This is a genomic window from Micromonospora sp. NPDC051296, from assembly GCF_040682255.1.
Classification (GTDB): Bacteria; Actinomycetota; Actinomycetes; order Mycobacteriales; family Micromonosporaceae; genus Micromonospora; species Micromonospora craterilacus.
The window spans coordinates 1-18,008 of the sequence record NZ_JBFBAO010000028.1 but is presented as its reverse complement, the minus strand read 5'-3'; the positions used below and the strand labels follow the sequence as shown (position 1 = coordinate 18,008).

At 74.0% G+C, this 18,008-nt stretch carries 19 protein-coding genes; 13 read left to right on the top strand and 6 right to left on the bottom strand.

What is annotated here, in order from left to right; all coding sequences use genetic code 11:
• Positions 1-15: 15 nt before the first annotated feature.
• From AB0M52_RS05375 to AB0M52_RS05340, 8 genes are all read left to right on the top strand, one after another.
• Positions 16-516, top strand: a complete 501-nt coding sequence (locus AB0M52_RS05375) for a rhodanese-like domain-containing protein (RefSeq protein ID WP_363949186.1) — start codon at positions 16-18, stop codon at positions 514-516.
• Between the two features lie 45 nt (positions 517-561).
• Complete coding sequence (locus AB0M52_RS05370) at positions 562-1,089, top strand: winged helix-turn-helix domain-containing protein (RefSeq protein ID WP_363949184.1); 528 nt, start codon at positions 562-564, stop codon at positions 1,087-1,089.
• 362 nt (positions 1,090-1,451) lie between these two features.
• Positions 1,452-2,063, top strand: coding sequence for a winged helix-turn-helix domain-containing protein (locus AB0M52_RS05365; protein ID WP_363949181.1), 612 nt, complete (start codon positions 1,452-1,454; stop codon positions 2,061-2,063).
• A gap of 95 nt (positions 2,064-2,158) precedes the next feature.
• Positions 2,159-2,800 (top strand): uridine kinase, encoded by a 642-nt coding sequence (locus tag AB0M52_RS05360; RefSeq protein WP_363949178.1) that lies wholly within the window; start codon positions 2,159-2,161, stop codon positions 2,798-2,800.
• Positions 2,801-2,922: 122 nt separating this feature from the next.
• Entirely contained in the window at positions 2,923-3,321 is a 399-nt protein-coding gene (locus tag AB0M52_RS05355; protein ID WP_111212841.1) for a TraR/DksA C4-type zinc finger protein, read from the top strand.
• Between the two features lie 45 nt (positions 3,322-3,366).
• Positions 3,367-4,242, top strand: coding sequence for a DUF72 domain-containing protein (locus AB0M52_RS05350; RefSeq protein WP_363949175.1), 876 nt, complete (start codon positions 3,367-3,369; stop codon positions 4,240-4,242).
• Between the two features lie 341 nt (positions 4,243-4,583).
• Complete coding sequence (locus AB0M52_RS05345; protein WP_363949173.1) at positions 4,584-5,936, top strand: M14 family zinc carboxypeptidase; 1,353 nt, start codon at positions 4,584-4,586, stop codon at positions 5,934-5,936.
• 377 nt (positions 5,937-6,313) lie between these two features.
• Positions 6,314-6,742: a DUF2267 domain-containing protein gene (locus AB0M52_RS05340; RefSeq protein WP_363949171.1), complete on the top strand. Its 429-nt coding sequence runs from the start codon at positions 6,314-6,316 to the stop codon at positions 6,740-6,742.
• Between the two features lie 83 nt (positions 6,743-6,825).
• On the opposite strand, the gene AB0M52_RS05335 is transcribed toward AB0M52_RS05340, so the two are convergent.
• Entirely contained in the window at positions 6,826-7,593 is a 768-nt protein-coding gene (locus tag AB0M52_RS05335) for a PIG-L deacetylase family protein (protein WP_363949168.1), read from the bottom strand.
• 196 nt (positions 7,594-7,789) lie between these two features.
• On the opposite strand from AB0M52_RS05335, the gene AB0M52_RS05330 reads away from it, so the two are divergent.
• The gene (locus AB0M52_RS05330) at positions 7,790-8,095 is read left to right on the top strand and encodes a hypothetical protein (RefSeq protein ID WP_111212847.1); all 306 of its coding nucleotides are present in this window, start codon (positions 7,790-7,792) and stop codon (positions 8,093-8,095) included.
• 9 nt (positions 8,096-8,104) lie between these two features.
• Positions 8,105-9,436, top strand: a complete 1,332-nt coding sequence (locus AB0M52_RS05325) for a cupin domain-containing protein (protein ID WP_363949164.1) — start codon at positions 8,105-8,107, stop codon at positions 9,434-9,436.
• A gap of 24 nt (positions 9,437-9,460) precedes the next feature.
• Here AB0M52_RS05325 and AB0M52_RS05320 read toward each other — a convergent pair whose 3' ends face one another.
• The 5 genes from AB0M52_RS05320 to AB0M52_RS05300 all read right to left on the bottom strand — a co-directional run bounded on the left by AB0M52_RS05320 (position 9,461) and on the right by AB0M52_RS05300 (position 14,663).
• Entirely contained in the window at positions 9,461-10,123 is a 663-nt protein-coding gene (locus AB0M52_RS05320; protein WP_363949161.1) for a hypothetical protein, read from the bottom strand.
• On the bottom strand, positions 10,120-12,789 hold the full coding sequence (locus tag AB0M52_RS05315) for an FtsK/SpoIIIE domain-containing protein (RefSeq protein WP_363949159.1): 2,670 nt from the start codon (positions 12,787-12,789) through the stop codon (positions 10,120-10,122). The genes AB0M52_RS05320 and AB0M52_RS05315 overlap by 4 nt, the downstream gene beginning before the upstream one ends.
• Entirely contained in the window at positions 12,782-13,843 is a 1,062-nt protein-coding gene (locus AB0M52_RS05310) for a hypothetical protein (RefSeq protein ID WP_363949156.1), read from the bottom strand. Before AB0M52_RS05310 ends, AB0M52_RS05315 begins: the two co-directional genes overlap by 8 nt.
• A gap of 9 nt (positions 13,844-13,852) precedes the next feature.
• Entirely contained in the window at positions 13,853-14,113 is a 261-nt protein-coding gene (locus AB0M52_RS05305) for a hypothetical protein (protein ID WP_092379879.1), read from the bottom strand.
• Positions 14,114-14,285: 172 nt separating this feature from the next.
• The gene (locus tag AB0M52_RS05300; protein ID WP_363949153.1) at positions 14,286-14,663 is read right to left on the bottom strand and encodes a hypothetical protein; all 378 of its coding nucleotides are present in this window, start codon (positions 14,661-14,663) and stop codon (positions 14,286-14,288) included.
• A 159-nt stretch (positions 14,664-14,822) separates the two neighbouring features.
• Between AB0M52_RS05300 and AB0M52_RS05295 the strand changes: the two genes are divergently transcribed.
• The 3 genes from AB0M52_RS05295 to AB0M52_RS05285 are packed head-to-tail and all read left to right on the top strand — an operon-like array spanning position 14,823 to position 17,910.
• Positions 14,823-17,378, top strand: a complete 2,556-nt coding sequence (locus tag AB0M52_RS05295) for an ATP-dependent Clp protease ATP-binding subunit (RefSeq protein ID WP_363949150.1) — start codon at positions 14,823-14,825, stop codon at positions 17,376-17,378.
• A 14-nt stretch (positions 17,379-17,392) separates the two neighbouring features.
• Positions 17,393-17,560, top strand: coding sequence for a hypothetical protein (locus AB0M52_RS05290; RefSeq protein ID WP_363949148.1), 168 nt, complete (start codon positions 17,393-17,395; stop codon positions 17,558-17,560).
• Positions 17,560-17,910 (top strand): DUF3140 domain-containing protein, encoded by a 351-nt coding sequence (locus AB0M52_RS05285; protein WP_363949145.1) that lies wholly within the window; start codon positions 17,560-17,562, stop codon positions 17,908-17,910. The genes AB0M52_RS05290 and AB0M52_RS05285 overlap by 1 nt, the downstream gene beginning before the upstream one ends.
• Positions 17,911-18,008: the final 98 nt, after the last annotated feature.

Sequence of the window (18,008 nt, the reverse complement as noted above, 5' to 3'; positions counted from 1 at the left end):
TCCCGGAAGGAACCGATGATGTCGCAGACCGACCCCGCCGCCGCCCACTGTCCGGCGCCGGTGCCGCCCCCGGGTTCCCGGGGGATCGACGAGATCCTGGCCGCCGCCCGGACCCGGCTCGACCGGCTCGACCCCGAGCAGGCGCATCTGGCGTACCGGGCCGGTGCCCTGCTGGTCGACATCCGGCCCGCCGCGCAGCGGGCCGCGCACGGCACCGTGCCGGGTTCGCTCGCCGTCGAGCGCAACGTGCTGGAGTGGCGCTTCGACCCGCGTTGCCCGGCCCGGCTGCCCCAGGCGGTCGGCTACGACCTGCCGGTGGTGGTCCTCTGCCAGGAGGGCTACACCTCGTCGCTGGCCGCCGCCGCGTTGCAGGAGATCGGGCTGTTCCGGGCCACCGACGTGATCGGCGGCTTCGCCGCCTGGCGGATCGCCGGCCTGCCCGTACTCGGTCCGACCCCGCCGTCCCGCCCGACCATCCTCGCGCCCCCGGCGACCGCCGGCCGGGCGTCCCGCTGACCGCCACGCCCCACCCGGCGTGGCGGTAGTCCCCAGGAGGCCACCATGTCCGTCGTCGCCATCAGCCCCCGCAAGCACCCGCCCGGCCGCACCAACCGGGCCCGGCTGGTGCGGCAGCGCACCGGGCCGACCCTGACCATCACCGTCGACCTCGGCTCGGGGTCGACGGTGAGCCCCCGCCTGACCCGCCTGCTGGAGCTGCTCGGCGAGCTCGCCGAGTCGGGCGAGGGGCAGCTGTCGCACGATCTCGCCGACCGGGCCGAGGCGGAGGACCCCCAGGCGGTACGCATCCTCACCGGGCCACGGACGGTGCGCCAGGGCGACCGGGACGTCCCGCTGACCCGCATCGAGTACGACCTGCTGCTCTTCCTGGCCGAACGGCCCCGCCGGGTGTTCACCCGACTCCAGTTGCTCAACTCCGTCTGGGGCTACGACCACGCGGTGGCCCGCACCGTCGACGTGCACGTCCGCCGGCTGCGCGCCAAGCTCGGCGCCGACACGCCGCTGCTGACCACCGTCCACGGTGTCGGGTACCGCCTCGCCGACGACGCCCGGGTGACCGTCGAACGCTGAGCCGGACGTCCGGCGCGGCGTGTCCCCGGCGCGGGCACGCCGCGCCGTGCCGTCCCGCGAACGTGACGGGCGACGGTCTGGGAGCGCGATCAGCCGACCTCGCGCGCGGTACCCGCACCGCGGCGAGGCACCTCCCGGAGGGGACGCGAACTCGGACGGCGACCCCCGTATCAGGTCAACTTGGCGACTCTGCTGTAATCATCTGGCCTCGTACGCAGAGCGAGCAGGCGGCTCCGATGTGTCGGTCAATTGTCACATTCATGCAACGCAGCCGCCCCTTGACCCTTGCACGGGTGCCGGGAAGCATCGATTAGGCGGCGTCCCGGGCCGTGGGGAGATACCCGGATCAGCCAAGGAGGACCATGTCGGTCAGCCCCGCTTCGTCGCGCGCAGGATGGCATGCGTCCCAACCCGCGGTTCCCGGTCGGCCTCCCGGCGGTCAGCGCCGTCCGACCAGCACCGCCGCCCCGGTCCTCACGGTCACCCTCTCCATCCCGTTGGCGTGCGAGGAGTCGCTGACCCCGGCCGCGCGCCGGTTGCTGGAGGCGGCACGGGAGATGCTGGAGCGGGGCGAGGGAACCATCTCCGGCGGCGGCCCGGTGGTGCCCGAGCGTCGCACCGAGGCTGTCCCGGCCGGCCGGGCGCCGTCGCGGCAGCTCGCCCCGACCATCCCCACCCTGCACATCCTGGCCTCCTCCCGGTCGGTGCTGCGCGACGGCGAGGCGCTGCCGCTGACCCGGCTGGAGTTCGACCTGCTGCTGCACCTGGTGGCGCACCCACGGCGGGTGTTCACCCGGCTCCAGCTGCTCAACGCGGTCTGGGGCTACGAGCACGCGGGCGTGCGTACGGTGGACGTGCACGTGCGCCGGCTGCGCGGCAAGGTCGGGGTGGACGTGCCCCTGGTCACCACCGTCTACGGCGTCGGCTACCGGCTGGCCGACGACGCCCGGGTCACCATCGACCGCACCGGCTGACCGTCCCGGGTCACCGCTGGCCGACCGGCTCCGGGCGCGGGCATGCGGACCGGGTCGTCGCGACCGCCGGCCGGGCCACCCGGCACGATGGTCGGATGCGCGTGCGTCCCATCTCACCGCGGCGACTGGTCGCCGAGCTGGTCGAGCGGCTCGCCGGCGCCACACCCGCCGGGCGGTTACGGGTCGCGGTGGACGGCGCCCCCGCTGCCGGCCCGGACGAACTGGCCGCCGCCCTGGTCGACCCGCTACGCGCCCGAGGCCGTCCGGTGCTGCACGTACGGGCCGAGGACTTCCTGCGTCCCGCCTCGGTCCGCCTGGAACGGGGCCGGACCGACCCGGACGCGTACTACGAGGGCTGGGTCGACGAGGCCGGCCTACGTCGCGAGGTGCTGGACCCGGCGGGCCCGGACGGCACCGGGCGGCTGCTGCCCTCACTGTGGGACGCCCGGGTGGACCGGGCCAGCCGGGCCGCGTACGTCGAACTGCCACCCGGCGGGGTGGTCCTGGTCAGCGGCGCGTTCCTGCTCGGCGGCGGGCTGCCGTTCGACGTCACCGTGCACCTGGAGCTGTCCGCCGGCGCGCTCGGCCGGCGCACCGATCCCGAGCTGGGGTGGACGCTGCCGGCGTTCGCCCGGTACGCCGACGAGGTCGCCCCGGCGAGCTTCGCCGACCTGGTGGTCCGGGCCGACGACCCCCGCCGTCCGGCGATCGTGGAATCCGCCGACGACCCGGTTTGACCCCCGGCCGAGGGGGGTATTCGCGGGGCTCCACAGCGCCCGGGTGATCACCTCTGGGCGGTATGACCGGGTGGGGACGGCCCCGCCCGTGACGACGATAAGGCCCAGGAAGGCAGGCAGCCATGCTCGTCCACGACACGGTCGGCACGGGCCGATCCCAGGCGGAGATCGACCAGATCCGACTCTCCCTGCAGGCCCGCCACGACGAGTTGTCCGCGGAGTACGAGCAGGCCGTGCAGCAGAGCCAGGTGTTGCGACTGGTCGAGGTCGGCGACACCGCGGGCGACGACCAGGCCGACAGCGGCACCAAGACCGCCGAGCGGGACACCGCGCAGTCCCTGCTGCGGACCATCCTCGACCGTCGCGCCCAGTACGAACATGCCCTGACCCGCCTCGAGGAGGGCACCTACGGTTTCTGCGAGGGCTGCTCCGCGCCCATCCCGGTGGAACGGCTGGAGATCTTCCCGTCGGCCACCACCTGCGTGGCCTGCAAGCAGACCCGGGAGCGTCGGGCGGCCTGACCCGCTGCGGTTGCCGGTCGGTCCGGGACGCGGTGAACTTCACCGATGGGCGAGATCAGGGTGGGCACCGCATCCTGGACCGACCGGACCCTGCTGGATTCCGGTTGGTACCCGCAGACGGCCGACACGCCGGAGAAGCGGCTGGCCTACTACGCGCGGCAGTTCCCGCTGGTCGAGGTCGACGCCACCTACTACTCGCCGCCGGCCGAGCGCACGGCCCGGCTCTGGGCCGAACGCACCCCGGCCGGCTTCACCTTCAACGTCAAGGCGTTCAGCCTGCTGACCGGCCACCCCACCAAGGTCAGCGCGATCTACAAGGACCTGCGGCCGGACACCGACAAGCGCAACCTCTACCCGGACGACCTGCCGGCGCAGGCGTACGAGGAGGTCTGGACCCGCTTCCTCAGCGCGCTCGACCCACTGGTCGAGGCGGGCAAGCTCGGCGCGCTGCTGTTCCAGTTCCCGCCCTGGTTCACCATCCGGCGGGACAACAAGCAGTACCTGTTGGAGGTGACCCGCCGCTGCGCGCCGCTGCGGCCGGTCTTCGAGTTCCGGCACGCCTCCTGGTTCGACGGGGACAACGCCGAGGAGACCCTGGCCTTCCTGCGTGAGCACGGGCTGGCGTACGTCAGCGTGGACATGCCGCAGGGACACCGCTCGTCGGTGCCGCCGGTGCTGGCCGCCACCTCGGACCTCGCCGTCGTACGCTTCCACGGCCACAGCGACAAGTGGACCAGTCGTGACATTTACCAGAAGTTCGGTTATCACTACTCCGACCGCGAACTCCGCGACTGGGCCCCCAAGCTGCGCGAACTGGCCGAGGAAACCGAACAGACGCACGTCCTCATGAACAACTGTTACCGCGACTACGCGCAGACCAACGCCCAACAGCTCCAGGCGCTCCTCGCCGACGAGTCCTGAAGCGCGTGCCGGGAGGCCGCGCCTGCGCCGGCATCGCCCAGCTGATCGAGAGGTTCGGGTACGGATCCGCACTGGATCCGTACCCGGACCTCTTTGCTCCTTTCCTGACCTGGCACCGAACAACCCTGCGGCGTCCGGCGAATGTGTCCGGCCGATTGCGTCGGCGTTTCCGTTCATGATCACGACCGTCAAACCGGCTGACCGACCGACGTCGTTACCAAATGGAGATCATCGGAGTCTGTTCCGCTGGTCAGCAAGCATCTTGAATGTGAAGGAACCATCATTCCCCGGAGTGAATGAATCTTTGCAGACCCCGAACCCCCGCCCAGAAGGGAAACCTCGTGGTCCACACTCAACCCTCCCGCCGCAGGCGTCGCCTGACGACGCTCGGCGCGGCACTCACCATCGGCCTGGCCAGCATCGTCGCACCGCCGACCGGGGCGGTCGCCGCCGCGGAGTCCTCCGCCCTGCCCAGTGGCAACACGGCGTACCGCACGCTGGCCGACTACGAGAACGACATGGCCACCCTCGCCGCCGAGTACCCGACGCTGGTCAAGCCGCTCGAACTGCCCTACAAGACGACCTCGGGTCGGACCGTCCGGGGCATCGAGATCAGCAAGAACGTGCAGCTGAACGACGGTAAGCCGGTCTTCGTGAACGTCGCCATGCACCACGGCAACGAGTGGCCCAGCGGCGAGCTGACCATGGAGTTCGCCATCGACCTGGTCAAGAACGCCGACGACCCGTACGTGGCGGACCTGCTCGACCGGGCCCGGCTCGTGGTCGTACCGGTGGTGAACGTGGACGGCTTCGTGCGTAACCGCCGCCAGACCGACACCAACACCGACATGAACCGCAACTACGGGATGGGCTGGCTGCCGATCTCGACCGGCGGCGCGGCCCCGTGGTCGGAGCCGGAGACCAAGAACATGGAGTGGCTGCTCTCCACCCGGCAGGCGACCGTCTTCAACACCCAGCACACCTGTATCCGGGTGGTGCTCTACCCGCCGCTGCAACTCGCCGCCGGACCGGCGCAGGACACCGAGCGCCTGCACCGGCTCGCCTCCGCCGTCGCCGCGCAGTACGGCCCGACGTACAACGCGCTGCCGTCGGCCGAGGACTACGAGACGACCGGCGAGGCCATCGACTGGGCGTACTACGCCACCCGTGGCCTGTCCATCACCACCGAGACCTGCCCCAACCCCGGCGTGGCCCGGAACTACCAGACGCAGGTCCTGGACACCTACGCCGCGCACCGCAACGCGATGTTCGAGGCGGTCGAGACCACCGCTGACCAGAGCGAGCACGCGATCATCGAGGGCAAGGCGCCCAAGGACGCGGTGCTGCGCATCACCAAGTCCTTCGACATGTACACCAGCCCGTACGCCCAGCCCGGCGGCGGCGTCCGGCCGACGTCGTTCACCACCACGCTCACCTCGGAGCTGGACATCGTCAACACGAACGGCAAGTTCCAGTGGGCGGTGAACCCGTCGTACCGGCCCGTCCCGGCCTACCAGGCCGACGGCGTGCGCGGCAACCAGACCGGTTTCTACACCGAGCCGTGGATCCTCACCTGCGAGCGGCCCGACGGCACCGTGCTGCAGACCACCCCGGTCAACGTGGATCTGGGCGGGCGCGTCGAGGTCGACTTCAAGGAGTGCAAGCGGAAGTTCAACGGCAACGGCCCCAAATAACCGCAGATAGCTGACAGTCAAGGTGCGGGGCGGCAGATGACCATCTGCCGCCCCGCACCCGTGAACAAATTTCGCCGGTCTCATCCCGATGGGGTGAGGCCGGCTCACCCTCCTGGTGCAGACCATGGGCGGAGTGCGGTTGGTTTGGGGCGACCGTGCGTGCGAGGCGACACCACGGAGGTGGTTGGCGATGACGGCTCGGGTGGTGGCGCACCGGCGAGACAACGCGGTCGTGCACGTCGTCGGCGCGTCCGGCCAGGCCAGACGGGTGCCACGCGCCGGGCGGGCCAGCCCGATCCGGCCACGGCGCGGCCCGGCGGGCCCGCCGCGACGTCACGACGACCGACGGTGGGAGACCGACCTACGGGGGTGGACAGATGGCTGAGCAGTTCCAGTCGGCGGTCGAGTCCTCGGTGGACAAGACCAACCTGATTCTCAAGGACATCGAGCAGGCGTACGGGTGGCCGAAGGAGCACCGCAACCAGTCGTACGCGGCGCTGCGCACCGTGCTGCACCTGCTGCGCGACCGACTGCCGGTGCAGGAGAGCGTGGAGTTCTCCGCCCAGTTGCCGTTGCTCGTGCGGGGCATCTACTTCGACGGGTGGCAGCCGCAGAACGTGCCGATCAAGCTCAACCGGGACGATTTCCTGCTGGAGGTCCGCCAGGGCTTCCCGTACGACGTGGAGGGCGGCCCGGAACGGGTGGTCCAGGTGGTGCTGGACACCCTGCGCCGGCATATCACCCAGGGCGAGTGGGACGAGGTGAAGGACACCATGCCGGCCGACCTCGCCCGGATGATGCCCTGACCCGGCAACTCCCGCGGCCCGCCCCACCTCGGTGGGGCGGGCCGACGCCTGCGGTACCGGGCTCGACCAGGGCCCGCCCCGGCCTACCAGAGGTCGAAGTGGAACACCTCGAACGAGGTGCCGTAGCGCACGCCCAGCCGGGTCCCGACCGGGCGCGCGCCGCTCTCCAGGAACTCCTCGGCGTCGAAGCTGCCGTCACCCAACCCGGTGAGGTACGCCTCGTGCGCCAGCAGCGACGCCACGCCCCGGGTGAACGTGTCGGTGGTGTCGACTCCGTGCGCCGAGCGGGGCGAGGAGGCCGCCCACACCTGGCGGACCCCGCCCCACGGCTCGACGCCACCGGTCAACTGCTCCGGGAAGATCCACCGGTTGCCGGCGTCGCGGACCGCGTCCAGGGTGGCCCGGCCCACCGCGATGTGGTCGGCCTGGTTGAGCGTGTCCGCCCCGTCCCAGGTGGCCCGGAAGTTGTTGGTGACGACGATTTCCGGCCGGTGCCGGCGTACCACCGCGGCCAGTTCCCGGCGCAGGGCCACGCCGTACTCCAGCACCCCGTCGGGCAGGCCGAGGAACTCCACCGTGTCCACCCCGACCAGGGCCGCCGAGGCGCGCTGCTCCTGCTCGCGTACCTCCCGGGCCTGCGGTGGTGGCATCCCGTCGATGCCTGCCTCGCCGCTGGTGACCAGGCAGTAGACCACCTGTTTGCCCTGGTCGGTCCAGCGGGCGATGGCGGCGGCGGCACCGAACTCCAGGTCGTCCGGGTGCGCCACGATCGCCAGCGCGCGACGCCAGTCCTCGGTCACCGGCTGCAACGGCGTGGTCATCGACACCTCCGTCTGCTCGGGTCCGTCCATCCTGCCACCGCGACCCGGCTCGCGCCGGGCAGCCGCGGCGCGGCCGGAACCGGGCGGGGTGGCGAACGGGTCGTGTCGACCGGTTCGGGCGTCTACGGTGGGGTGCAGTGTGGTTAGAGAAGATCGGGCGCGGGGTACCACCCGCGGCACGACGCACCCGACCGACGGCGGGGGCGGGTCCATCCGAGGGAGCACGATGCCACTCAACGACGACGACATGCAGACCACCAGCGGCGGCGGGCTGGAGGGCCCGGCGGACGGCGGCGCGACCCCCGGCCAGCACGACGGTGGTGCGGACGGCAGCGCCGAGGGCCCGGCCGACGGCGGCGCCACCCCTGGCCAGCACGACGGCGGTGCCGACGGTAGCGCCGAGGGTCCCGCCGACGGGGGTGCGACCCCGGGCCAGCACGACGGTGGTGCGGACGGCAGCGCCGAGGGCCCGGCCGACGGCGGCGCCACCCCCGGCCAGCAGGACGGCGGGGCCGACGGCGGCGCCCGGTAACGGTCCGCCATGACGCATCTCGACCCGCCGGGCGGCCACGGCCGCTCGGCGGTCCCGTCTCCGGCGGCCACGGCGTCGGCCCACCGCGTCGGCGTGGCGCCACCGTCCACCGGATCGGGCCGACGAGCCGCGGCGGCGCTGGCCCGGTGCGTCAGCGTGGAGTCGGCCAAGTTCGCCGCCGCCCACTGGGGACAGACGCCGTTGCTGTCCCGCGCCGCCGAGCTGCCCAACCCGGCCGGCTTCACCGACCTGCTCAGCCCCGCCGACGCCGACGAACTGCTCAGCCGACGCGGCCTGCGTACCCCGTTCCTGCGGGTGGCCAGGGACGGCCAGCTGCTGCCGGCGGCGCGCTACACCGGCGGCGGCGGTGCCGGCGCCGAGATCGGCGACCAGGTCCTCGACGAGAAGGTCCTGGAGTTGTACGCCGGCGGCGCCACCCTCGTCCTGCAGGGCCTGCACCGCAACTGGCCGGCGTTGATCGACTTCACCGGTGAGCTGAGCCGGGCCGTCGGGCAGCCGTTGCAGGTCAACGCCTACCTCACCCCGCCGGGCAGCCAGGGATTCGCCACCCACTACGACACGCACGACGTGTTCGTGCTCCAGGTCGACGGTCGCAAGCACTGGCGCATCCACCCGCCGGTGCTGCCCGACCCGCTGGAACGCCAGCCGTGGGGCGGCCGGGCCGACGAGGTCACCGCCACCGCGCAGGACCCGGCGGCGCTGGACGTGGTGCTCGAACCGGGCGACGCGCTCTACCTGCCCCGAGGGTGGCTGCACAGCGCCCAGGCGCAGGAGTCCAGCTCGCTGCACCTGACCGTCGGCGTCCGCGCGCTGACCCGCTACGCGCTGGTCGAGGAGCTGCTCGGGCTGGCCGCCGAGGACCGGCGACTCCGGGCCACCCTGCCGTTCGGCACCGACCTGGCCGACCCGGACGCCATCGAGCCGGAGCTGACCGAGACCGTCGAGGCGCTGCGCGACTGGCTGCTGCGGGCCGATCCGGCCGCGGTGGCGGCCCGGCTGCGGCAGCGAGCCTGGCCGGCGTCCCGCCCGGCGCCGATCCGGCCGCTCGCCCAGGCCGCCGCGATCGCCGCGCTGGACGCCGACAGTCGGGTCGGTCTCCGCCCGGGCCTGCGCTGGCAGCTCGCCGCGCAGGGCGATCGGGTCGCCCTGCGCCTGTTCGACCGTACGATCACCCTGCCCGCCCAGTGCGAGCCCGCGGTACGCGCCCTGCTCACCGGCGCGGTCACCCGGGTCGGTGAGCTGCCCGGTCTCGACGACGACGCCGATCGCCTCACCCTGACCCGCCGCCTTCTCCGCGAAGCCGTCCTCACCCCCGCCTGATCCCCGCCGCGGGGGTCTGGCGGGTCAGGTGGCGATCAGGAGGAGGACGGTGGTGGCCAGGCCGGCGGCCACCACGATGAGGACGGGGCGGGGGCTGAGCAGCGCGTGCCGGCGGTCGGCGAGCACCCGGGCCGGGATCAGGCCCAGCACTGGGCCAAGCAGCGTCACCACCAGGGCCAGCACCGGCAGGCCGACGGCCAGCTCGCCGTCGCTGCGCAGGGCCAGCGCCCGGGCACCGGCGCCCAGCGCGTACGCCACCACCGCTCCGGCCACCCCGCACAACGCCAGCAGCGGGTTGACGCCGCTCGGCAACTCGCCCCGCTGCCGGGTGCGGTACAGCAGGTCCCGCACCCCGTCCAGCAGCGGACCCGGGTCGCCGGTGGCCTCCGGCGCGGGCGCCGGCGGGGTGCCGGCCCGCCGCCCGCCCCCGCCCAGCTGGGCGTTCAGCTCCTGCCACAGCACCGCGACCTCGGCGTCCACCCGCTCCTGCGCCTCACGCGCCGCGACCAGTTCCCCCTCGGCCTGGTTGACCTCGGCGGCGGATTCGGTCACCGCCAGGTCGGCCGCCGCGCATTGCTGCTCGTACCAGGCCCGGGCCTCCTCACGCTGCTCGTGCACCCGCGCGGTCAGCTCGGCGAGCCGCCGGAGCTGGGCCGCGTACGTCTCGCTGGTCACCGGTTCGTTCATCGTGACGGACCGTACGGGATGATGGTCTGCCCGGTGCGGTGCACCGCCCGGTCGAAGAACAGCCCCCGCCACGGCCGGGGATACCAGTCCGGCCCGCCGGTGCCGGGGTATAGCGACGAACCCAGCTCCCCGCCGTGGGCGTCCAGCGCCACCCAGGCACCGATCTGATCGGTGCGGGCTCCGGCGCCACCCAGGTCGGCGCGCATCCGGGCCACCCCGCGCCACCACGCCAACACGTGCGTACGCCGCTCCGGGCCGTCGTGCAGGATCCGGCGCAGGTGCTCCAGCCCGGTGGCGGACCCGGCCCGCGTGGCGAGCGCGCCGGCCGCCGCGTCGACGGCGAACAGCAGCAGGTAGTGCGGGGCGCCGGTGGCCCCCGGTGCGCCGAGGCCGTCGGCGGTCTCGGCCACCAACTCGGCGACCGTCTCCTCGTCGTACCAGGCGGCGTCGTCGGCGAGGTCCTCGTACAGCGCCCGGGCCGCCGGGTCGGCGTCCGGGTCCAGGCAGGCGATGGAGAACCGGGCGCTGCCGGAGCGGTGCTGCCGGGCCAGCGAGCGGGCCGCCGCGTCCAGCACCGCGCACGCCTCGTCGACCCGGGTGCCCAGCACGGCCAGGTTGCGGCCGGGCGCCCGCGGCAGCCGCAGCGCCGCCGAGCGGGCCTGCACGTCGATGATCTCGCCCAGCAGCGCGACCGGGCCGCGTGGGGTGCCGACCTCCGGCGCCTGAAGGGCCCGGAAGTCCGGCGCGTCGGCCAGCCGGGGGATCGCGTCACCGTCGAAGAGCCGGGCCGGCGCCGCCTCGGCCGGCCGCATCCGCCACAGCCGGTTCTGCAGCTCGCTCCAGGTCTCCCAGTCGCCGGCCGACGGGATCCGGGCCACCTCGTTGCCCTCGGGCAGCCCCGACTCGGCGTTGACCACGGCGTGGAACTTCGGCAACGACTGGGCGGCGTCGTTGCGCTCGGCGAGGATCCGCAGCGCCTTGGGCAGCGCGATCCGCAGGGTGAACTGGGCGACCAGTGCCGGCCGGCCCCACAGTGCCTCGATGCCGCGGACGTCCTGGGAGGCCAGCACCAGGTGGATGCCCTGCGAACGGCCCCGCCGGGCCAGGTCCTCCAGCAGGTCGGCCGCCTCCCGGGCCACCGCGTCCCGGCCGGCCAGCAGCATCTGGAACTCGTCGACCACCGCGACGATCCGCGGCCAGTGCCCGGTCGGGTCCACCGCGCGCAGTTCGGCCAGCTTGGTGACCTCGTGTTTCTTCGCCGCGTCGGCCCGCCGGCGCAGCTCCTCGGCGAGGAACCGCAGCAGCGCCAGGCCGAACTCGCGGTCGGTGTTGACGTTGATGCCGACTAGCCGCATGTGCGGCAGCCAGCTCGGGTCCCGCCGGCCCTGGGCGAACCGGGCGAAGGACACCCCCTCCTTGAAGTCGAGCAGGTAGAACTCCAGCTCGGCTGGGGAGTAGCGGGCCGCGAGGGCACCGATCCAGGCGAAGATCAGGTTGGTCTTGCCGGTGCCGGACGGTCCGCCGATCAGCGCGTGTGGCGGGTAGTCGCCGAGGGTCAGCAGCACCGGCCGGCCCTGCGGCCCCTCGCCGATCGGCGCGGTCAGCCCGGTCGCCGAGTCCTCCCGCCACATTTGCTCCGGCGGCGGCAGCAGGTCGGTGAACGGGGTGGGCGCCGGGCCGGCACTGGCCACCGAGGCGATCTGCCGGCAGGTCTCGGTGACCAGGGCGGCCGGTGGCGGTGGATCGAGGCGTACCGGCAGGGTGCCGACCCGGGCACCCTCGGCGGTGACCACCATCCGGGTGACCGTCGGATCGTCGGGCAGCGGCACGCCCCGCACGATCAGGTGTACCCCGCACGCGGCGCCGGCCCGGACCACCCGGTCGAGCTGGCCGCGTTCGTGCCGGGACAGCTCGTCCCCGCCGAGCAGCACCGCCACCCGCCACGGCTCCGGCCGGCGGCCGGTCGCGGCGGCCAGCTCGCGCAGCGAGGCGTGCTCGCCGGCGAGGACGGTCTCGTTGATCCGGCGGATCTGCTCCACCAGGTCGTCCAGCAGCCGGCCCAGGCCACCCGGGCCGACGAAGGTGAGCAGCCCGGCCGTGCCCAGCGGAGCGAACCCGGCCAGCGCGCCGCCCAGCCGGTCCGGGTCGTAGCCGACCAGCCGTACGCTGCCCGGTGCGGCCCGGCCGAGGCCACGCAGCAGCAGCGCCGACACCACGGCCGCGCAGCCCTCCGCGTCCCCGTCGAGCGCCACGTGCCCGCCGTCGAGCAGTGACACCAGCGCCGGCACCGGTTCGGCGTCGGGCAGCCGGATCGTGCCGACGCGCGTCGCGCCCGGCGGTTCGGCCCGGTCGGCCGGGGTGGGTCGCCACACCCGCCATTCCGCCGACCCCGCGCCGGGCGCCTCCCGGGTGGCGGCCTCCGCCGCCCGGCGGGCCAGGGTGGCCAGCCGCGACGCGTGCCGGGCGTCGATCTCGGCGAGCCGTCGGTCGCGTTCGGCACCCACCCGCTCCGGTACGCCGGCGGCGGCGCGCCGTACCCGGACCGACCGGTCCCGGGCGGTGGCCAGCATCGTCTGGGCGGTGGCCGACCGGGTGCGGGACGCGCCGAGCGCCTCGGCGAGCAGCTCCCGGACCCGGGCGACCAGCTGGCTACGCCGGTCAGCCATCGATCCCGTGCCCCGGCCGGCTGGCAGATCCGTTGGTCGAGGTGGGGCGCGTCGGTGGCCCGGCCCATGGCACGTCCCGCCGCGTCCCGGGTGAGGCCGTCGAGTGCGTCGTCCCGGGCTGGCCGCCCCGGACGCGGCTGGGCGAGCCGCCGGCCGGCCCGCCGGCCGCGCCACCGTTGGCGGCGCCACCGCCGGCGGGCCGGCCCGGCTCGGCTGGCAGGTCGCGACCCAGGCGGTCGAGCAGGACGCCGGTGAGCACCCCGGCGGTGACGGCCGGGTCGGCGGCGTGCGGCTGCTCGCCGTCGCCCCGCCGCGGCGGGGGCATCCGGCAGACCCGGGTGAGCAGGGTGTCCAGCACCGGGGCGGGCAGGCCGGGCAGCAGGTCCCGGACCCGGCCGTCCAGCTCGCGGCGCAGCCGGGCCAGGTCGTCGCCGCGCGGCGGGTGGCCGAGCAGTTCCCCGGCGAGGTCGCGCAGCAGCGGCGGAGCCACCGCGGCCAGACCCAGCCCGACGTCGGCGTGTGCGCCGCGCAGGTCCCGGTGCAGCCGGTCCCGGTCGCCGGCGCGGACGCCGCGTACCACCCGGCGCAGCAACTCCTGGGAGTCGGCGATCCGTTCGTCGGGTTCCTCGGGCGGGCCCTCCCGCCCGCCGGTCAGCTCCGCCACCCGCACCGACCACCAGCGGCGCAGCCGAACCTCACCGGCGGGCTCGGGTGCGGCGGCCTCCGGCCCGGCCGCCCGGGGCGCGTCGTGTGCCGGCCGGCGCTCCGGTTCGGCGGCGGGCGGCGGTGCGCCGCCGTCGGGAGCCAGCCCGATCGCGGCCAGGTACGCGGTCAGCTGCTCCTGGGCCACCTGCAGCGCGTACCCGGCGGTCTCGGCGTGCTCGGTGGCCGCGGACAGTTCCGGCACACCCATCGGGTTGGCCGACTCCTGACGTACCCAGCGCAGCCGCTCGGCGGCCAGCCCGAACCTCTCCAGCGCCTGCGCCAGCAGGCCCAGCGGCAGCTCCTCGGCGGCGGCACGGACCTCCGCGCCGACATCCTCGACGATGGACACGCCCGGCCCCTACAGCGTCGAGACGTACTGCTGGGCCTGCTCGACCGCGACGAGCGTCGCGGCGAGGCACTCCTCCAACTCCTGGCTGGCCTGGGTCAACGACGCCTGCGCCGCCTCGACGGTGGTGTGGCCGCTGCCCTCCAGCGCGCCGGCGAGGGTCTGCTGTGCCTCGGCCAGTTTCTCGCCGGCGGCCTGCACGGCGCTCTGGCCGTCACCGATCTGCTGGAGCGCGACATCGATGGCTGCCTTGAGCTCGGCGACGCTCGCCACGCGGAACCTCCTGGGGGGCGGGGAGGACTCCATTAGAGCCTATGCCGGTCGGGGAAAGAACAAGCGCCCTGTCAGTGTTCCTGCCTTCCTGACCGGTTGTCGACCGCAGGTGCCGCGAGTCCGATTCGTGGGACCTGTGGGTGGCCGGTCACCGACCGCGATCATGGGCGGGTCAGCCGCGTAGCCAGCGGGGACCGTGCACCTCGGCGCCGAGCGCGGTGACCCGGTCCCGCAGCGCGCGGTCGGCGGTGACGACCAGGCGCCGGCGGTCTCCGGCGCCGGCGACCAGGTCGACCACGGTGTCGTCGCCGGATCCGGCGGCGGCCACCACGCGCACCCCGTCGACCCCGGGCACCCTGCGGGCGGCGCCCTCGACCACCAGCACCACCTCGACCGGCGGGGGCAGGTCCGGCGGCACCCCCTGCCCGCCCAGCGGCACGAGAGCGTCCCGCAGCCGGGCGGTGGCGCCGGCCCGGTCGCGCCACCAGCCGTCCGGGCGGGACCCGACCACGTTGGCGGCGTCCACGATGAGCAGCGGTGTCGGATCCATCCGCCCAGCCTGCCATTCGACCGGTCGGCTCGCGCGGCACCGCCGGTGCCGCGCCGTGCCCGCCCCGGCCCGACCCGCCGCGCCGACCGGTGGCGTTTGTCCGGCCTAGGGCCGGGTAGCCCGTGCCGACCGTCTCGCGCCCGACCGCGGAGGACAGAGATGATTGGACCCGGCGACTTCGGTTCGGACCCGTGGGACGAGTTCCTGGCCCGGTACTTCGGCCGGGGCGAGGGCGGGCGCCGGCCGGCGCACCGGGTCGACATCACCCGGCTGATGACCGCCGACGCCCGGGAGATGCTGGCCGACGCCGCGCGGCGGGCCGCCCAGAAGAAGAGCAACGACCTGGACACCGACCACCTGCTGTGGGCGGCGTTGCAGCGAGAGCCGCTGCGGGATCTGGTCCGGCGGGCGGGCGCCGACCCGGACACCCTGGTCAACGCGCTGGGCGGGCGGGGTGACGGCGCTCCGCACGGCGAGGTCCCGCCGAACCTGTCGCTGACCCCGGCGGCCAAGCGGGCGCTGCTCGACGCCCATCAGCTGTCCCGGGCGATGGGCGCGAACTACATCGGCCCCGAGCACATCCTGATGGCGCTGCCGCTGAACCCGGAGTCGCCGGCCGGCCGGATGCTCGCCGCCGGCCGGATCCAGCCGGAGTCGTTGCAGGCCGCCAACGCCGAGCGCGGGCCGATGGGCACGCCGCGGCCGGACCGGGGCACGCCGACCCTCGACCAGTACGGCCAGGACCTCACCGAACTGGCCCGCAACGACCAGATCGACCCGGTGATCGGGCGCGCCGACGAGATCGAGCAGGCGGTGGAGATCCTGTCCCGGCGTACCAAGAACAACCCGGTGCTGATCGGCGAGGCCGGCGTCGGCAAGACCGCGATCGTGGAGGGCCTGGCCGAGCGGATCTGCGACGGCGACGTGCCGCAGACGCTGCTGGGCAAGCGGGTGGTCCAGCTCGACCTGGCCGGGCTGGTCGCCGGCACCCGCTACCGGGGCGACTTCGAGGAACGGCTGAAGAAGGTGATCGACGAGATCCGGGCGCACCGGGAGGAGCTGATCATCTTCCTGGACGAGATCCACACCCTGGTCGGCGCGGGTGGCGCGGGCAGCGAGGGCGGCATGGACGCGTCCAACATGCTCAAGCCGGCGCTGGCCCGTGGCGAACTGCGGGTGATCGGCGCGACCACCCTCGACGAGTACCGCCGCAGCATCGAGAAGGACGCCGCGCTGGCCCGGCGGTTCCAGCCGGTGTTCGTACCCGAGCCCACCGTCGAGGACACCGTGGCCATCCTGCGTGGCCTGCGGGACCGGTACGAGGCCCACCACCAGGTGCGTTTCACCGACGAGGCGCTGGTCGCCGCCGCCGAGCTGTCCGACCGGTACATCACCGACCGCTACCTGCCGGACAAGGCGATCGACCTGATCGACCAGGCCGGCGCCCGGGTGCGGCTGCGTACCCGCACCCCCGCCGCCGACGTGCGGGACCTGGAACAGCAGCTCGACGAGGTACGCCGGGACAAGGAGCAGGCGGTCGCCGACGAGCAGTACGAACGCGCCTCCTCGCTGCGCGACCGGGTCTCCGAGTTGGAGGATCAGGTCCGCCGGGCCCGCGGCGACGACGGCAGCGGCAGCCAGGTGCCCGAGGTGGGGCCGGACGAGATCGCCGAGGTGGTCTCCCGGGCCACCGGCATCCCGGCCAGCCAGCTCACCGAGGAGGAGCGGGACCGGCTGCTGCGGCTGGAGGGCCACCTGCACGAGAAGGTCGTCGGGCAGGACGACGCGGTCAACGCGGTGGCCGAGGCGGTGCGCCGCTCCCGTACCGGGCTGGCCGACCCGAACCGCCCGATGGGCAGTTTCCTGTTCCTCGGTCCCACCGGCGTCGGCAAGACCGAGCTGGCCCGGGCCCTGGCGGAGGCGCTGTTCGGCGAGGCGGACCGGATGGTCCGGGTGGACATGAGCGAGTTCCAGGAGCGGCACACGGTCAGCCGCCTGGTCGGCGCGCCACCGGGCTACGTCGGGTACGAGGAGGCCGGCCAGCTCACCGAGGCGGTGCGTCGCCGCCCGTACGCGGTGGTGCTCCTCGACGAGATCGAGAAGGCCCATCCCGACGTGTTCAACATCCTGTTGCAGGTGCTCGACGACGGGCGGCTCACCGACAGCCAGGGCCGTACGGTCAACTTCAAGAACACCGTGCTGATCATGACGAGCAACCTCGGCTCGGAGCTGATCACCGGCACCCAGCGCGCGGTCGGGTTCGGTGCCGGCGCGCCGGGCAGCGAACAGGAGAGCGACGAGCTACGGGAACGGCTGATGCGCCGGTTGCAGGAGAACTTCCGGCCGGAGTTCCTGAACCGCATCGACGAAGTGATCATCTTCCGCCGGCTGGAGGCCGAGCAGTTGCGGCAGATCACCGAGCTGCTGCTGGAGGAGACCCGCCGCCGGCTGCACGCCCAGGACATCGAGGTGGACTTCACCACCGCCGGGACCGACTGGCTCGCCGAGCACGGCTACCAGCCGGAGTTCGGCGCCCGGCCACTGCGCCGGGTCATCCAGCGGGAGGTGGACAACCACCTGTCCCGGATGCTGCTGGAGCAGCAGCTGTCCCCCGGCCAGCGGGTCACCGTCGACGCCCGGGACGGTCAGCTCACCTTCGACGTGGCGGCCGGCGCGCGGGGCCACGCGGCGGCCACGACCTCGCATCCCCGCTGACCGGAAGGCTACCGATGACCGAACCGGAGGAGACCCGGGACGACGACGAACGCACCGACCCGATCGTCGCCCCGCCGACGGCGAACCCCGCCCGGGTGCAGGTGCCGGCGGAGGGCCTGGGCGGGCAGACCGACGAGGGGCACCCGGAGCAGTCCGGGTCGCCGACCGGAGAGGAGGGCTGATGGTACGACAGCAGCGGCTCGAACCCGAGGTGGAAGTGCTGTGGGACGACTTCCACGCCGAGGTCAACGTGCCGTCCGAGCAACTGCGGCAGTGGCTGCTGACCCGGGGCTCCGGCGAGGAGGCGTTCGGCGCGAACCCGGACCTGGACCTGCCGGAGCCGGGCCGGCAGATCCTCGCCGTGCTGCGCAAGCGCAAGGTCGACCTGACACCCGAGGACATCGAGGTGATGCGCGACGCCATCGACCGGATCCGGTCGCTGACGGCGGCGAAGCCGAGCCGGGGCAACGCCGACGACGAGTGGCGGCACTCCCTGCTCGACCTCGGGCACGACGTACTCGTCGAACGGTGACCGCCGAGGCACCCGCGGCGCCGGTGGCGTCCCGGCCCGGGAGGGCCGGGGCCCCCGGCTGCGCGACGCCCTGTGCCGGCGGGCGGTGGGGCGTCCCC

Bases quoted from the DNA above. Each gene is read 5' to 3' on its own strand.
- AB0M52_RS05375 (WP_363949186.1), top strand. From the start codon at position 16: ATGATGTCGCAGACCGACCCCGCCGCCGCCCACTGTCCGGCGCCGGTG.
- AB0M52_RS05370 (WP_363949184.1), top strand. From the start codon at position 562: ATGTCCGTCGTCGCCATCAGCCCCCGCAAGCACCCGCCCGGCCGCACC.
- AB0M52_RS05365 (WP_363949181.1), top strand. From the start codon at position 1,452: ATGTCGGTCAGCCCCGCTTCGTCGCGCGCAGGATGGCATGCGTCCCAA.
- AB0M52_RS05360 (WP_363949178.1), top strand. From the start codon at position 2,159: ATGCGCGTGCGTCCCATCTCACCGCGGCGACTGGTCGCCGAGCTGGTC.
- AB0M52_RS05355 (WP_111212841.1), top strand. From the start codon at position 2,923: ATGCTCGTCCACGACACGGTCGGCACGGGCCGATCCCAGGCGGAGATC.
- AB0M52_RS05350 (WP_363949175.1), top strand. From the start codon at position 3,367: ATGGGCGAGATCAGGGTGGGCACCGCATCCTGGACCGACCGGACCCTG.
- AB0M52_RS05340 (WP_363949171.1), top strand. From the start codon at position 6,314: ATGGCTGAGCAGTTCCAGTCGGCGGTCGAGTCCTCGGTGGACAAGACC.
- AB0M52_RS05335 (WP_363949168.1), bottom strand. From the start codon at position 7,593: ATGGACGGACCCGAGCAGACGGAGGTGTCGATGACCACGCCGTTGCAG.
- AB0M52_RS05330 (WP_111212847.1), top strand. From the start codon at position 7,790: ATGCCACTCAACGACGACGACATGCAGACCACCAGCGGCGGCGGGCTG.
- AB0M52_RS05325 (WP_363949164.1), top strand. From the start codon at position 8,105: ATGACGCATCTCGACCCGCCGGGCGGCCACGGCCGCTCGGCGGTCCCG.
- AB0M52_RS05320 (WP_363949161.1), bottom strand. From the start codon at position 10,123: ATGAACGAACCGGTGACCAGCGAGACGTACGCGGCCCAGCTCCGGCGG.
- AB0M52_RS05315 (WP_363949159.1), bottom strand. From the start codon at position 12,789: ATGGCTGACCGGCGTAGCCAGCTGGTCGCCCGGGTCCGGGAGCTGCTC.
- AB0M52_RS05300 (WP_363949153.1), bottom strand. From the start codon at position 14,663: ATGGATCCGACACCGCTGCTCATCGTGGACGCCGCCAACGTGGTCGGG.
- AB0M52_RS05295 (WP_363949150.1), top strand. From the start codon at position 14,823: ATGATTGGACCCGGCGACTTCGGTTCGGACCCGTGGGACGAGTTCCTG.
- AB0M52_RS05290 (WP_363949148.1), top strand. From the start codon at position 17,393: ATGACCGAACCGGAGGAGACCCGGGACGACGACGAACGCACCGACCCG.
- AB0M52_RS05285 (WP_363949145.1), top strand. From the start codon at position 17,560: ATGGTACGACAGCAGCGGCTCGAACCCGAGGTGGAAGTGCTGTGGGAC.